Here is a 15,311-nt window from a genome sequence, read left to right on the forward strand (position 1 = left end):
CACCGGACGCGAGGTGCCGGACGCGGGGTGCCGATGCCGCCGGAGGGAGGTCCGGCCGGGGCGGAATGCGCCATTGCTGGTCGCGCGGGGCAGCATCGGTTATCGGTCACACGTTCGCCCCGGGCCGCGGGCCGCAGCCTCGCGGGCTGCGCACGGAGTCCGGTCAAGACGCCAACTGGCGCCATTTCACGGCCAGTTCACATCTGCCGGGTTCGAGCCAGCGGCTCTCCACATGGTGCGGAACGAGTGCACGTTGTGTGTGCTTCCTCCTACTCTCCGTCCTCATGCGAATCACACACCTGAGGCGTTTCAGCCTCGCCGCGGCCCTCGCCTCCTCCCTCGCCCTGTTCGGCATGAGCCAGTCGGCGAGCGCCGACACTCCCGACGTGAGCTTCAGCGCCGACCAGGCGACGGCGGTGCCCGGGGGCACGGTCAACCTGAGCATGACGTTCACGAACAACCAGACCACCGACGTGTGGTTCGTCTACCAGTCGGTGCAGCCCACCTGGGCCACCACCCAGCGCCCCGATCTGAAGTACTCGCTCGCCTCGTGTTCCGGCGAGGGCGTGACCTGCACCGGGACCGGCACCACCACGCTCGGGGTGAACTACTCCGTGCCGGTCGCGCCGGGCACGAGCCGCACCGTCACCATCCCGGTGCAGGTGGCCGCCAACTCCGGCTGCAACGGCAACATCGCGTTCTACTCGTACGTCTACTACGAGTACAACGACAGCCAGAGCCACAAGGACGGCGTCTTCAACTCGCCCACCATGCGGGTCAATTGCGCCGCTCCCGCCCCGGCTGCCACTCGCTGACACCCGACCGGCCGCCCGCACCGCGGCCCACGGACACCGGCCGACCCATCCCCCCGGGTCGGCCGGTTTCGTATGTCCGGATCTCGTCGTTCACGGCCCGGAATCGAGTGGATGTTTCGCTCGCATGGCCGAAAACCGGATACGTCCCGGAACGCCTACTTGTCTGGACCATTGATGGTTTGCGCCCGCGTGCGCCCCCGGGGTGAAAGCGGTTGCGCCGCCGGACGACTCCGGTTTTCCGGGGCTCACGCGTCGCCCGCGAGCCGTGCGGAATCAATGACGCCGCTTCGTGCACCGCCCTGCGCCCCATCACACGGGCCGCAATTTTTCGTCATGTTTCACAGTAGCCACTCGAAAACTCCTCGAAGACCCGCACTATGTGACGCGTCAGAGCGGAACGGCGAGCCCACCCCACCGGGGCCCGGCCGTTGCGCCGTGGGCGGGGTCCGGGCAGGCAGGGGAGCCGAACGGACCTCCAGGGGAGGGGACTTCACCGCGTGAAGCGGAACACTCAGCGCAGCAGACACATCACCGGCCTGGCCGTGGGCACGGTCCTGCTCGCCATGGGCTTACCGGCGGCGCCGGCGTATTCGGCGACGCCCGCGCCGCGCATCGACCTCAAGGTCCTGGTCGTCTCGGACGGCGGCCCCGCCACCGACGCCATCACCGCGGAGCTCGACGGCGAAGGCACCCCGTACACCAGGGTCGACCTCACCAAATCCGGCCGACCGGTGATCGACCAGGCCTTCCTCGCCGACACCGTGAACGGCGCGCCCCGGGCCAAGTTCCAGGCCGTGGTGCTGCCGAACGACAACCCCTTCCCGAGCGGGTCGACGGAGATGGCCGCGCTCACCGCGTACGAGAAGACGTACGCGATCCCGCAGGTCGACGCGTACACCTACGCACGTCCGCAGGTGGGGCTCCAGCCGGCCGCCACCAGCGGTTACAGCGGCTCGGCGGACGGCTTCAAGGCCCAGGTCACCGCCGCGGGCCGCGGCACGGGCCCGTTCGGCTACCTCAACGGCTCGGTGCCGTTCGAGGACAACTCGCCCTCGGTGAGCGAGAGTTACGCCTTCCTCGCCCAGCCCGCCGCCGGCGCGGACTTCACCACCTACGTCGAGGCGCCCATCCCGGGCAGGACCGGCAACGGCAGCCTCGTCGGCGAGTACCGTCACGACGGGCGCCGTGAACTCGTCGTCACCTTCGCCTACAACCAGTACCAGCAGCAGTTCAAGCTGCTCGCCCGCGGCATCGTCGACTGGATGACCCAGAACGTCCGGCTCGGCGCGTCGCGGAACTACTTCGCGGTCCATGTGGACGACGTCTTCGCCGGTGACGACCGCTGGGACCCGAACCTCAACTGCACGCCGGGCGATGTGGACTGCCCGCCCGGACAGGGGGTCGAGGACTCCATCCGGATGACCCCGGCGGACGTGCAGAACGCCGTGGCGTGGGAGAAGTCCCGCGGCTTCACGCTCGACCTCGCCTACAACGGCGGCGGCAGCGTGGAGTACCGCGAGAACCACGACGGCGCGGACGAGCTGGCCGATCAACTCGTGGCGAGCAAGAGCGACTTCCGCTGGATCAACCACACCTACGACCACGCCTTCCTCGGCTGCGAGCAGAACGTCTCGGTGGTGCCGTGGAAGTGCGCGACGAACCCGGACGGCTCGACCAAGTACGTGAGCCAGACGGAGATATCCAAGGAGATATCCGACAACGAGCAGTGGGCGCGGGGCGTCCAACTGCCGGTGCAGTCCGACGAATTGATCACCGGTGAGCACTCGGGGATGAAGCTCCTGCCGCAGCAGCCGCAGGACAACCCCTACCTCGCTCCCGCTCTCGCCGCCAACCACATCGCCTGGCTCGGCGCCGACATGTCGCGCGACCCCGACCAGCGCCCGGTGGGCTCCTCGCTCACCGTCGCCCGTTACCCGATCAACATCTTCTACAACGCGGGCCACGTCGCCGAGCAGGTCGACGAGTACAACTGGATCTACACCAGCCGCGCCCAGGGCGGCAGCGGCCTCTGCGACGACCTGCCGAACACCACCTGTCTGCCGGCCCCGCTGGACACGGCCACCGGCTACACCGGCCACATCGTGCCCCTGGAGACCCGGGTCGCCCTCGGCCACGTGCTCGGCAACGACCCCCGGCCGCACTTCATCCACCAGTCCAACCTCGCCGAGGACCGGATCGGCTACCCCGTGCTGGACGGGGTCCTCGACCAGTACAAGACGCTGTACGCGCCGAGCGCCCCGCTGGTCAACCTGCGGATGAAGGACATCGGCGCCGAGCTGCGCGACCGGGGGGCCTGGAGCGCCGCGGTCAAGGCCGGCCAGGTCACCGCGTACCGGATCGGCGACAGCGTGACCGTGCAGGCGCCGGCCGGCGTCGCCGTCACCGCGACGATGCCGAACGGCACCGGCCAGGTCGTCGGCGGTGGCACCACCGCGTTCGGCCAGGCGTACGCCGGGAGCGTGTCCGGCTGGGTGTCCCCGCAGTCCGGGCAGAGCAGTGTCACCCTCTCGCTCGCCCCGGCGCCCGCCCGCGCCCTGGCACCGCACGCGCACGCCGCGGCGAGCGCCGGGCCCGGCACGTCGCCGAGCGCACCGCGCACTCCGGTCCCCGCCGGTGTCAGCAAACCGGTTCCCTACGGCGCCGAGCGGCGCTGACGCCGGTCCGCCTCCGCTCCGAGGGTCCGCCGCCGCCGCGGCGGCGGGCCACCGGGCCGTATTCACCACCCACCGCTCTCTTCAGCCGCGGAGCGCACGCATGCACGTACCACACCGCGCGCCGCGCTCCGGCGCGGCGCGGGTCACCCTGCTCACCGAGGGCACCTATCCGCACAGCCACGGCGGGGTGAGCGTCTGGTGCGACCAGCTCGTCACCGGAATGCCCGACATCGACTTCGACATCATCGCGGTGACCGGCACCGGACGCGAAGCCACCGTGTGGGACCTCCCGCCGCACGCGTCCGAAGCGGTCTCGGTCCCCATGTGGGGCCCCGCGCCCGGGGGTTCGGCCCCGCGCGGCCGACAGGAACGGCGCCTGATGACGGCGTACGAACGCTTCCTCACCGCCCTGCTCGACCCGTCCGCCGAGGACGGATTCGGGCCGGCCCTCTACACGATGGCGCGGGCCGCCCGCGACGGACAGCTCAGCCCCGCGCTGCGCGGTGACCGGGCCATCCGGGTGCTGACCGAGGTGTGGAACCGGCCCGGGCTCGCCGTGCGCGAGGCCAGGCCCACCCTGCACGACGCGGTCACCGCGACCGGGCTCCTCGAACACGCGCTGCGCCCGCTCGCGGCCGAGCCGCCGAGCCAGGGCGTCTCGCACGCGGTGAGCGGCGGAGTGGCCGTCCTGCCGGGTCTGGTGGGCGCCGAACTCCACGGCGTGCCGCTGCTGTTGACCGAACACGGCGTCTATCTGCGCGAGCGCTACCTCGGCTACCGGACCGCTCCCTACCGCTGGCCGGTCAAGGCGGTGCTGCTCGGGTTCTTCCGGCTGCTCGCCGAGGAAACGTACCGGCGGGCCGCGCTGATCACGCCGGGCAACCAGTACAACCGGCTGTGGGAGGAGCAGGGCGGGGCCGATCCCGGGCTGATACGCACCGTCTACAACGGCGTCGACCCGGCGGCGTTCCCGCCCGCCGGACCCGAGCCGTCGGCCCCGACGCTCAGCTGGGCGGGCCGGGTCGATCCCATCAAGGACCTGGAGACCCTCATCCGTGCCTTCGCCAAGGTGCGCGGCGAACTCCCGGGGGCAACGCTGCGTCTGTTCGGCGGCACGCCCCGGGGCGGCGAGGCGTACCGCGAGCGGTGCGAGGCGCTGGCCGCCTCGCTCGACCAGGGCGGCGCGGTCACCTTCGAGGGCCGCGTCGAGGACATCAGGGACGCCTACGCCGCGGGCAACGTGGTCATGCTGTCGAGCATCAGCGAGGGCTTCCCCTTCACGCTCATCGAGGCGATGAGCTGCGGGCGCGCCACCGTCTCCACGGACGTGGGCGGGGTGCGCGAGGCCGTCGGCGACACCGGTCTCGTGGTGCCGCCGCGCGATCCGGACGCGATGGCCGCCGCGGCGCTGGAGCTCCTGGGCGATCCCGTGCGGCGCGCGGCCATGGGCGAGGCGGCACGGCTGCGGGTCGTCGAGCAGTTCACGCTGCGCCAGACCGTCGACACCTTCCGGGCCATCTACCTCGAACTGTCCGTGCGCGGCGGGGCGGTCCCCGTGCGCCGTGCGGACGGGACCGGGGACACGATGGCGCTGCGTCTGGTCCCGGCCGGGGCACCGGCCGACGAGCCGGTCCGGGTGGCGGGATGAGCGGGCCCATCCGTCTGGAGCCGCCCGACGGCCGGGACGACACCCTCATGCTGCGGCTCGCCACCGAGTCCACGATGACGCTGCGCCTGCCGGGCCGGCGGCGGGCGGCGCGGTGGGGCAAGGACGCGGCGGTGGACCGGCTGGCCGCCCAGCTGGCCGAGCAGATCGGGCCCGCGGTGCACGCCTACGAGGTGGCCGCGGTGCTCGAGTCGGAGGGTTTGACGGCCCGGCAGATCGCCGACGAGTACGGCCACGACAACCTGTTCGCGCTGGCCGAGGACCTGTACCGGCGGGTGCCGCGCAGCTTCCCCGAGCCGCCCGCCGCGGCCGATCCCTGGAAGCCGGATCCGGTGCGCTGCGGGCTGCGCGGCGCCCTGTTCGCGCTGCCCGGGCTCGCCTACCCGCTGACCGCCCGGCTGTGGCAGAGCGACCGGGCGGTGCTGGCCCTGATCGTGGCGGGTCTGATTTCGTGGGCCTGGGGGCAGGGGCTCGGTCACCGTGCCTATCTGCGGATGGCCTCGGGCCGGGCCGAGGCGGCGCGCACCCTGCTCGCGGGCGCCCCGCTCGGCGCGCTGCTCGCGTTCACCGCGGGTCTCGCCATCGCGGGCCCGAGCCCCGCGGTGTACTTCGTCGCGGGCCAGTCCTGTTATCTCGCGGCGGCCGGGGTCCTGCTGGTGCTGGCCCGTGAACGACTGCTGCTCGGCGCGCTCACCCCGCTGATGGCGGGGGCCGCGGCCCTGCCGTTCAAGGAGCCGGGGGCGCCGCTGCGGATCGGGATCAGCGTGTTCACCCTGGCCCTGGTGGTGGGAGCCGTCGCGTACGTCCTGCGCGGGACGCTGAAGCTGCCGGCGGCGGTGGCCCCCGTGACGCCGCGGCTCGTCTCCTCGCTGCCCTACGGTCTGTTCGGTCTGGCGGCCGGGGTGCTGGTCGCCTTCGCCGGGCAGCGCCATCCCCTGGCGGTCATCGCCCTGACCCTCAGCATGGGCCCCGCGGAATGGCTGCTCTACCGCTACCGGGGCCTGTCGGTCGCGGCGCTGCGGGCCACGGCCACTCCGGCCGCGTTCCGGTGGCGCTCGGCCGCCGTGCTCGGCGGCTGCCTCCTGGTCTACCTGGCCCCGCTCGTGCCCGCGGCGCTGCTCACCGGCGCCGAGCCCGCTCCGCTGCTGGCCCTCGCGGCGCTGCTGTGGACGGCGCTGCTCCTCCAGGCGTTCGGCATCGCCTGGCTGCCGGCCGCCGTCAGTCTGGCGGCCGCGGCGGGGATCGCCGCCGCGGACCTCCTCGCACCACCGCCGGGCCCGCTCATCGAACTCCTCTGCTGTTCCGCCGCCGCCCTGGCCCTGACGGGCGCCACGCTGCACCTGCTGGGGCGGCCGACCGCGCACGCCTGATCCGCGCACCACCGGCCCACCCGGCACCAGCCGGCCCACGGGCCTCACCGACCGCACCCGAACGATCACCACGAGTCCCGAACCACCTGGAAAGGAGCGGCAGTTGACCTCCGCACCGCTTGTCGCCGTCACGGGAGCCGAAGGCTTCATCGGCTCGCATCTGACCGAGGCCCTCGTCGCCTCCGGGTACCGCGTCCGCGCGATGGCCCAGTACAACTCGTTCTCCTCCTACGGCTGGCTGGAGACCCTGTCCGCCGACGTCCTCGACCAGGTCGACATCGTCCTCGGCGACGTCCGCGACCCCGGCTCGGTGCGCGGCCTCGTCGAAGGGGCCGAGGCCGTCTACCACCTGGCCGCCCTGATCGCGATCCCGTACTCCTACCAGGCCCCGCACAGCTATGTGGACACCAACGTCACGGGCACCCTGAACGTCCTGGAGGCGGTGCGCGCGCTCGGCACGCCCCGGCTGGTGCACACCTCCACCAGCGAGACGTACGGCACCGCGCAGACCGTGCCGATCACCGAGGACCACCCCATCAACACCCAGTCCCCGTACGCCGCTTCGAAGGCGGGCGGCGACCGGCTCGCGGACAGCTACTTCGCGAGCTTCGCGACGCCGGTGGTGACGCTCAGGCCGTTCAACACCTACGGTCCGCGCCAGTCGATGCGGGCGGTGATCCCCACCGTCATCGGTCAGGTGGCGGCGGGCTCGCGCACCATCACGCTCGGGGACCTGCGCCCCACCCGTGACTTCACGTACGCCGCCGACACCGCGCGGGCCTTCCTCGCCGTCGGCACCGCCCCCGCCGAACAGGTGGTGGGGCGCACGTTCAACGCCGGGACCGGCACCGAGATATCGGTCGGCGACCTGGTGCGGCTCATCGGCAAGGTCATGGGCGCCGAACTCGACGTCCAGGAGGACGGTCAGCGCATCAGACCGGCGAACTCCGAGGTGATGCGTCTGGTCGCGGACGCGAGCCGGCTCACCGGGGCCACCGGCTGGCAGCCGGGCTTCGACCTGGAGTCGGGCCTGGAGCGGACCGCGGAGTTCTTCCGCGACCCGGGCAACCTCGCGCGCTACAAGACCGGCATCTACAACATCTGACTCCGCGGTCCCCACTCTCAGGGAGGCTCCCATGCACGCAGTGATACTCGCCGGAGGCAAGGGCGTCCGGCTGCGGCCGTACACCACGGCGCTGCCCAAGCCACTGGTCCCGATCGGCGACCAGCACGCGATCCTGGAGATCGTGCTGCGCCAGCTCGCGGCCTCCGGGTTCACCAGCTGCACCATCGCCATCGGTCACCTGGGCCAGATCATCCGGGCCTATGTGGGCGACGGCGAACGCTGGGGCCTGAAGATCGACTACAGCACCGAGGAAAGCCCGCTGGGCACCATCGGCCCGCTGCTCACCATGCGCGACCGGCTGCCCGAGTCGTTCCTCGTCATGAACGGCGACATCCTCACCGACCTCGACTACGCCGACGTGCTCACCCGGCACCGCACCAGCGGCGCGCCCCTGACGATCGCCACCTACGCCCGCAAGGTGCACATCGACTTCGGGGTGCTGACCACCGACGACACCAAGGTGGTGGCCTTCACCGAGAAGCCGAGCATGGACTACCGGGTCTCGATGGGGGTGTACGGCCTGTCGCTGAGCACCCTGGCCGACTACACCCCGGGGCTGCCGCTGGGCTTCGACGAACTGGTCCTCGACCTCCTCAAGGCCCAGACCCCGCCGCACGCCTACGCCTTCGACGGCTACTGGCTGGACATAGGGCGCCCGGACGACTACGACCGGGCCAACGCCGAGTTCACCACCCACCGCTCCCTGCTCCTCAAGGGGGTCTGACCGTCCCATGCGCATCCTCGTACTGGGGCACAGCGGCTACCTGGGCGGCCATGTCGCCCAGGAGCTGCGGGCCCTGCCCGGCGTGCGGTTCTTCGGCGCGGGCCGGGGCCCGGCCTCGGACCTCGTGGTCGACCTCGCCACCGTCGCCCCCGGTCAACTCGCCGAGCGGCTCTTCTCGTTCGCGCCCGACGCCGTCATCAACTGCGCGGGCGCGGTCGGTCCCCAGGCCCTGGCCCTCGCCGAGGCCAACGTCCGCGGTCCCGCGGTGCTGTGCGCGGCGCTGCGCGAGGCGGCGCCGGGCGCACGGCTCGTCCACTTCGGCTCGGCGGCCGAGTACGGGCCGAGCGGGATCGGGGAGCGCGTCACCGAGCAGTCCCCGGCCCGCCCGGTCACCCTGTACGGGGCGACCAAACTGGCGGGCAGCGTGGCGGTCACCTCCTCCGGGCTCGACGCCGTGGTGCTGCGGATCACCAATCCGGTGGGGCCGGGCGCCCCGGCCGCCGGGCTGCCGGGGCGCCTGGCCCGGCAGTTGCGCGACCTCGGGCCCCGGGCCTCGGTACGGCTGGGCGACCTCTCGGCGCACCGGGACTTCGTGGACGCCCGCGACGTCGCCCACGCGGCGGTGCTCGCCGCCACCAGCGGTGGCCCGCTGCCGCCCGTCCTGAACATCGCCGGCGGAAAGGCCGTCCCGGTCCGGGAGCTGGTGCACGAGCTGGCCCGGGCGGCCGGTTTCCGCGGCCACATCGAGGAGAACGCGGAGGGCTCGGCGCGCTCGGCGGACGTGCCCTGGCAGTGCTCCGACCCGGGCACCGCGCACACCGCCCTCGCCTGGTCGCCCCGGTACACCCTCGCCGATTCGGTGTCCGCGCTGTGGGCGGCGGTACGGGCCGAGCCGGACCGGGAACCGGTGCACTGATGCTGCTGGTTCCGCTGTACGTCCATCCCGCCGAGGATCCGGCCGCCTGGCGGCGGCTCGCCGAAGCGGCGGACGATCTGTACGGGGTGGTGCTGAACACGGCCGACGGGCCGGGCGCCGCCCCGGACTCCGCGTTCACCGGGCCCGTCGAGGCTCTGCGCTCGGCCGGCGTCCGGGTGCTCGGCTATGTCGACCTGGACTACGGGGCCCGGCCGCTCGACGACGTGGTGCGGGACGTCGAATGCCATCGCGCCTGGTACGGCGTCGACGGGTGCTTCTTCGACCGGGCCCCCGCCGACCGTACGGGCCTGCCGTTCGTGCGGCGGGCCACCCGGGCGGCGCGGCGGGCCGGGGCCTCGACGCTGGTGCTCAATCCGGGGGTGCATCCGGCGCCCGGCTATCTGCGTCTGGCCGACCTGGTCGTCACCTTCGAGGGACACTGGACGACCTATGTGTCCGCGTTCACCCGGCCCTCCTGGGCCGACCGCCAACCCCCGGACCGGCTCTGCCACTTGGTGTACGGAGTGCCGGGGGCGCTCCTCGCGCTCGCGCTGCGCACACCGGGCGAGCGCGGGGCCGGTGTGTGCTGCGTGGTCGAGCGCGAGCTGCCCAATCCCTGGGCGGCGCTGCCGCCCGCGCTTCCCGGAAAGACGCCATGAACCGCACCGAGACGCGCGGCTCGGCCGCGCTCCTGAGCACCGCGTTCGTCCTGCTGCTCCTCGCGACGGCCTGTTCGTCGGGGCCGTCGGACGACGACGCGGACGGCCCGGACGAGCCCGCGCCGACCACCGTCACCAGCACTCCCGGCCCCTCCCACTCCCCCGGCAGGACGGGTACGCCCTCGCCGTCGGCGTCCTCCCCGTCCTCCGCGCCGTCGGCACCCGCCCCCTCGGCCAAACCCAAGGTGTGGCAGCCGAAGCCCGGCACCGCGTGGCAGTGGCAGCTCAACGGGCGGGTGCAGGAGGGGCCCGATGTGCCGGTGTACGACATCGACGGCTTCGAGAACACCGCGGCCGACGTCGCCGAGCTGCACCGCCGGGGCCGCAGGGCGATCTGCTACATCAACGCGGGCGCCTGGGAGAACTTCCGCTCGGACAAGGGGGACTTCCCGGATTCGGTACGGGGCGAGAACAACGGCTGGGACGGTGAGCGCTGGCTCGACATCCGGCGGATCGACGTACTGCGCCCCCTGATGGAGCGCCGCTTCGACATGTGCCGGCAGAAGGGCTTCGACGGCGTCGAGCCCGATCTGATGGACGGCTACGCCAACAAGACGGGCTTCCCGCTCACGTCCGCCGACCAGCTGGCGTACAACCGCATGCTCGCGCAGATCGCCCACGCGCGGGGTCTGGCGGTGGGGCTCAAGAACGACCTCCAGCAGATCCCGGAGCTGGTGGGCGACTTCGAGTTCGCGGTCAACGAGCAGTGCGCCGAGTACGGCGAGTGCGCCCGCCTCACGCCGTTCGTCAAGGCCGGCAAGGCGGTGTTCCACGTGGAGTACGAGTTGGCGAACGAGGACTTCTGCGCCGAGTCCGGCAGGCTCGGGCTCTCCTCAATGCGCAAGAACCTCAAACTGGACGCCTGGCGGCGGCCCTGCTGAGGGTGGCGGACTCAGCCGAGCAGCACCGCGATCAGGGAGAGGGACGCCATTGACAGGAGGGTGGACAGGAGCACCGCGTCCCGGGGCAGCGCCGTGTCGAGGCGGTATTCGGAGGCGAAGATGAAGGCGTTCTGCGCGGTGGGCAGCCCGGCGCAGAGCACCACGGCGAACAGCTCGTGGCCGCCAAGCCCGAACGCCCACCGGCCGAGCCCGTAGGCGAGCAGCGGCTGGACGGCGGTCTTCAGGGTGACCAGCAGCGCGCGCTCGGTCCGCTCCCCCGGGTCGGCCGCGGCCCGGCCGGTGAGGGACATGCCGAGCGCGAACAGGGCGGCGGGCACGCCCGCGCCGCCCAGGATGGTGAGCGGCGAGGTCACCACCTCGGGCAGGCGGAGACCGGACGCGGCAACGGCGATCCCGGCGGCCGAGGCCCCGACCACCGGGTTGCGCAGCGGGAGTTGGAGCATCCGCGGCAGCCGCCGGCCCGCGTCGCGGCGTACGTCGAGCTCGATGAGGACGAGGATCAGCGGGGTGATGAACAGCATCTGGAACAGGGCGGCGGCCACGATGAAGGACGTGTCGTGCAGAACGTGCACGGCGACCGGGATGCCCAGGTTCGCGGAGTTCACATAGGACGCGGCCATCGCGCCGATCGCCTGCTCGGCCCTCTTGCGCCGGAAGAGCCGTCCGGCGGCGACGAGGCCGGCGGCGAACACCGCGAGCAGGCTGAGCGCGAAGACGGCGACCCCCGGCTGCGCCAGGTCGCCGGGCCGCGACCTCGCCGTCGTCAGGAGGAGCAGCGACGGCATGGCGAAAGTGAACGCGAAGCGTCCGAGCACCTGTTGGGCGCCGTCGCCGAGCAGACGGAACCTCCCCGCGGCCCAGCCGAGCCCCGTGATGATCCAGATGGGCAGAAAGCCGGAGAGTACCGAGTTCACCGGCCAAGGATGCCCGAGCGGTGTCCGCCCGGCGCGACCGGGGCCCGGAGGCCGGACACCGTCGGCGCCGCGGGGTCCGCGCCGGACTCCGCCGGCACTGCGGGGTCCGCGCCCGGCCGGTGCCCGAAGGGCTCAGAAGGGGTGGTCCGCCGGTTCGCGGCGCACGGTGGTCCAGCGCAGTTCGGTGAACGCGTCGAGGTTGGCGGAGCCGCCGAAGCGGGCGCCGGTGCCGGACGCGGCGACTCCCCCGAAGGGCGCCACCGCCTCGTCGTTGACGGTCTGGTCGTTGATGTGGGCGATGCCGGTCGGGATGCGGTCCGCGAGGGCGAGGCCGAGGGCGGTGTCGCGGGTGACGATGCCGAGCGAGAGACCGTAGGGGCCGGCCGCGGCCAGCGCCGCCGCCTCGTCCAGGGTGGCGAAGGAGCGCACCGGCGCGACCGGCCCGAAGACCTCCTGCGCATAGGCCGGGGTGTGGTCGTCCACGTCGGCCAGGACGGTCGGGCGGTGGAAGAGGCCCCGGTGGCCGCCGCCTGCGGCGAGCCGGGCGCCGCGCGCGGTGCTGGCCGCCACCAGACCCTGGATCTTGGCGAGTTGGGTCTCGTCGATGACGGGACCGAGGTGCACCCGCTCCCGGTAGGGATCGCCGACGGTCAGGGCGTCGGCCTTGGCGGTGAGCCGCTCCACGTACTCGTCGTACAGGGAGGCGTGGACGAGGTGGCGGCCGGTGGTCATGCAGATCTGGCCCTGGTGGAAGAAGGAGCCCCAGGTCGCCTGGGCGACGGCGCCCTCCAGGTCCGCGTCCGCGAGGACGATCAGCGCCGAATTGCCGCCCAACTCCAGGTGTGCGCGCTTGAGTTGGCGTCCGGCCGCCTCGCCGACGCGGCGTCCGGCGGCGGTCGATCCGGTGAAGGAGATGACGGGGACGCGCGGGTCGGCGACCAGCGCCTGTCCGGTCTCGGCGCCGCCGGGCAGGACGTGCAGCAGCCCCTCGGGGAGCCCGGCCTCGGCGAACACCGCGCCGAGCGCGAGGCCGCCGCAGACCGCGGTGCGCGGATCGGGCTTGAGCAGCACCGCGTTGCCCAGTGCGAGCGCGGGCGCCACCGAGCGGATGGAGAGGATGAGCGGGGCGTTGAACGGGGCGATGACGCCGGTCACTCCGACCGGCACGCGTCGGGTGTAGGACAGCCGGGGCTGTTCGCTCGGCAGTACCTCACCGAGCGGCCGGGAGGCGAGAGCGGCGGCCTCGTAGCATTCCTGGGCGGCGACGTGCAGCTCGAAGTCGGCCTTGCCCGGCACCGATCCGGACTCCCGTACGAGCCATTCCCGCAGCTCGTCGGCGTGGTGCCGGAACAGGTCCCCGGCCCGGCGCAGGACCGCCGCGCGCTCGGTGTGCGGGGCGCGCGCCCAGGCGGCCCGGGCCCCCTCGGCGGATGCGGCGGCGGCGCCGACGTCCTCGCCCGTGGCCCGGGTCAGGGCGCCGAGCGACTCCCCCGTGGCGGGTTCCACGACCTCGTACTCACCCCCGGCGAACGGCGCCGGCTGCCATGTCTTGGGGTCGAGCAGGGTCATGAAGGACGCTCCAGCCACTCGGATCGGGGAGGCAAGTGCCGTACGGGGCAGCTCAGTTGGCGGCGGCCCCGGATCGGGGACCGCGCCGCCGGCGTCATCGTAGGCCGCCCCGCCGCTCGGCGGGGCGCCGGCGGCCGTCCGTGCGGATCCGCGTTGTCGCGCAGGAAGGGGGCGGGCGCACACCGCTTGGCCCGATCTCGGTGCGGCACGCCAACTCCCGTGGGGAACAGCCCCGTTCAGCGCTCCAGGACGAGGGCGAGGCCCTGGCCCACGCCGATGCACAGCGCGGCGAGGCCCGTTCCGGAGCCGGCGGCGGCGAGCTGGTGGGCGACCGCGCCGGCGAGCCGGGCACCGGAGGCGCCGAGCGGATGGCCGATGGCGATGGCGCCGCCGCGCGGATTGACGACGGCGGGGTCGAGGTCCGGCCACTGGGCGAGACAGCCGAGCGACTGGGCCGCGAACGCCTCGTTGAGCTCGAAGGTGGTGAGGTCGCCGAAGCCCTTGCCCGCCTTGGCGAGCGCCCTGCGGACCGCCTCGACCGGGCCGAGCCCGAAGAGCTGGGGCTCGATGCCGGTCACGGCGGAACTGCGGATGCGGGCGAGCGGCTCGCGGCCGGTGGCGCGCAGCCCCTCCTCGTCGACCAGGAGCAGCGCCGCCGCGCCGTCGTTGAGAGGGGACGCGTTGCCCGCCGTCACCGAACCCCCGGCGCGGAAGGCCGGCTTGAGGCGGGCCAGGGCCTCGGGGGTCGAGGACTCCCTGATGCACTCGTCGCGGGCCAGGTCGACGCCGGCGTAGGGGACGACCTCGGCGTCGTAGTGGCCCTTGGCCCAGGCCTCGGCGGCCTTGCGGTGGCTGTCGAGGGCGAAGGCGTCCTGCTGTTCGCGCGTGATGCCGTGCCGGTCGGCGATCAGTTCGGCGCCCTCGCCGAGCGCCACGGTCCACTCGGCCGGCATCTTCGGGTTGGTCATGCGCCAGCCGAGCGTGGTCGAGTACATCTGCTGATGGCCGGCGGGGAAGGCGCGTTCGGGCTTCTGCACGACCCACGGGGCGCGGGACATCGACTCGACGCCGCCCGCGACGGCGACCGAGGCGTCTCCGACGGCGATGGCGCGGGCCGCCTGGATGACGGCTTCAAGACCCGAGCCGCACAGGCGGTTGACGGTGACGCCGGGCACCGAGACGGGGAGCCCGGCGAGCAGCACGGCCATCCGGGCCACGTCGCGGTTGTCCTCGCCCGCTCCGTTGGCGTCGCCGAAGTACACGTCGTCGATGCGCGCCGGGTCGAGCTCCGGGGTGCGGTCCACCAGGGACCTGACCACATGTGCGGCGAGGTCGTCGGGCCGCACCGCCGCGACGGCGCCCCCGAACTTGCCGATCGGGGTGCGGACGGCGTCGACGATGTACACGTCGCGGATGCTCATCGGGTCTCTCCCACGGATCTCTCCACCACGTCGGGGCCGCCGTAGCGGCCTGTTCGCCCAGTGAAGTGATGTTCACGAATGGCTGCCGCCCGAGTCTCTGCCCGTCGCCGTCCGCTGTCAACGGCCCCCTCGCGTCCGGGCGGTCAGCCGCGCGCGGGGACCTCGCGGACGACGGCGGTCAGGCCGATGTCGAGTTCGGATCCGTCGACGAGCAGCGCCTCGACCGCCCGCCCCGCGGAGTCGATCTCGGCCTCGATGCCATGGCCGGCGTAGCGCGGATAGCCCGAGACGCCCATCTCGCCGGTCGCCTCGACCACCGCCGACCGTACGGCGCTGTCGGCCACCGACGCGGCGCCCCGGGACTCGACGTGTTCGGGCACGAGCAGGATCTCGAAGCGCTGGGGGTGCGGGCGCGCGGGGTGGTGCGGTTGATGGCTCATGCTCCGACGCTAGACACCCCGGCCCGCGCCCGCACGCCGTCCCGCGAAGTCCGC

Annotated in this window: 13 protein-coding genes; 9 read left to right on the forward strand and 4 right to left on the reverse strand. The window is 73.0% G+C overall.

From position 1 onward, the window contains the following. The first annotated feature begins 284 nt into the window (after window positions 1–284). The 9 genes from ACGF3I_RS06495 (at window position 285) to ACGF3I_RS06535 (ending at window position 10,892) form a co-directional block, all read left to right on the forward strand. Window positions 285–815 carry a hypothetical protein gene (locus tag ACGF3I_RS06495; protein ID WP_393129465.1) on the forward strand — a complete coding sequence of 177 codons (531 nt, stop codon included), beginning with the start codon at window positions 285–287 and terminating at the stop codon, window positions 813–815. Between the two features lie 563 nt (window positions 816–1,378). Beyond that, complete coding sequence (locus ACGF3I_RS06500; protein ID WP_393129718.1) at window positions 1,379–3,490, forward strand: hypothetical protein; 2,112 nt, start codon at window positions 1,379–1,381, stop codon at window positions 3,488–3,490. A gap of 100 nt (window positions 3,491–3,590) precedes the next feature. Continuing rightward, complete coding sequence (pelF, locus tag ACGF3I_RS06505) at window positions 3,591–5,138, forward strand: GT4 family glycosyltransferase PelF (protein WP_393129466.1); 1,548 nt, start codon at window positions 3,591–3,593, stop codon at window positions 5,136–5,138. Then, window positions 5,135–6,526, forward strand: a complete 1,392-nt coding sequence (locus ACGF3I_RS06510; protein WP_393129467.1) for a hypothetical protein — start codon at window positions 5,135–5,137, stop codon at window positions 6,524–6,526. The genes pelF and ACGF3I_RS06510 overlap by 4 nt, the downstream gene beginning before the upstream one ends. A 103-nt stretch (window positions 6,527–6,629) precedes the next feature. Next, window positions 6,630–7,631, forward strand: a complete 1,002-nt coding sequence (locus tag ACGF3I_RS06515; protein WP_393129468.1) for an SDR family NAD(P)-dependent oxidoreductase — start codon at window positions 6,630–6,632, stop codon at window positions 7,629–7,631. A 31-nt stretch (window positions 7,632–7,662) separates the two neighbouring features. After that, complete coding sequence (locus ACGF3I_RS06520; RefSeq protein WP_393129469.1) at window positions 7,663–8,376, forward strand: NDP-sugar synthase; 714 nt, start codon at window positions 7,663–7,665, stop codon at window positions 8,374–8,376. A gap of 7 nt (window positions 8,377–8,383) precedes the next feature. Beyond that, the gene (locus ACGF3I_RS06525; RefSeq protein WP_393129470.1) at window positions 8,384–9,292 is read left to right on the forward strand and encodes an NAD-dependent epimerase/dehydratase family protein; all 909 of its coding nucleotides are present in this window, start codon (window positions 8,384–8,386) and stop codon (window positions 9,290–9,292) included. Next, window positions 9,289–9,951 (forward strand): spherulation-specific family 4 protein, encoded by a 663-nt coding sequence (locus ACGF3I_RS06530; RefSeq protein WP_393129719.1) that lies wholly within the window; start codon window positions 9,289–9,291, stop codon window positions 9,949–9,951. Before ACGF3I_RS06525 ends, ACGF3I_RS06530 begins: the two co-directional genes overlap by 4 nt. Further along, entirely contained in the window at window positions 9,948–10,892 is a 945-nt protein-coding gene (locus ACGF3I_RS06535) for an endo alpha-1,4 polygalactosaminidase (RefSeq protein ID WP_393129471.1), read from the forward strand. The genes ACGF3I_RS06530 and ACGF3I_RS06535 overlap by 4 nt, the downstream gene beginning before the upstream one ends. 11 nt (window positions 10,893–10,903) lie before the next feature. Here ACGF3I_RS06535 and ACGF3I_RS06540 read toward each other — a convergent pair whose 3' ends face one another. The 4 genes from ACGF3I_RS06540 to ACGF3I_RS06555 form a co-directional block, all read right to left on the reverse strand. Further along, window positions 10,904–11,827 (reverse strand): AEC family transporter, encoded by a 924-nt coding sequence (locus tag ACGF3I_RS06540; RefSeq protein WP_393129472.1) that lies wholly within the window; start codon window positions 11,825–11,827, stop codon window positions 10,904–10,906. A 132-nt stretch (window positions 11,828–11,959) separates the two neighbouring features. Further along, on the reverse strand, window positions 11,960–13,396 hold the full coding sequence (locus ACGF3I_RS06545; RefSeq protein ID WP_393129473.1) for a benzaldehyde dehydrogenase: 1,437 nt from the start codon (window positions 13,394–13,396) through the stop codon (window positions 11,960–11,962). 236 nt (window positions 13,397–13,632) lie between these two features. Continuing rightward, window positions 13,633–14,817, reverse strand: coding sequence for a thiolase family protein (locus tag ACGF3I_RS06550; protein ID WP_393129474.1), 1,185 nt, complete (start codon window positions 14,815–14,817; stop codon window positions 13,633–13,635). A gap of 143 nt (window positions 14,818–14,960) precedes the next feature. After that, on the reverse strand, window positions 14,961–15,257 hold the full coding sequence (locus ACGF3I_RS06555) for a hypothetical protein (RefSeq protein ID WP_393129475.1): 297 nt from the start codon (window positions 15,255–15,257) through the stop codon (window positions 14,961–14,963). Window positions 15,258–15,311 lie beyond the last annotated feature (54 nt).

Source organism: Streptomyces sp. NPDC048111, from assembly GCF_043202815.1.
In the GTDB taxonomy this organism is placed as follows: Bacteria; Actinomycetota; Actinomycetes; order Streptomycetales; family Streptomycetaceae; genus Streptomyces.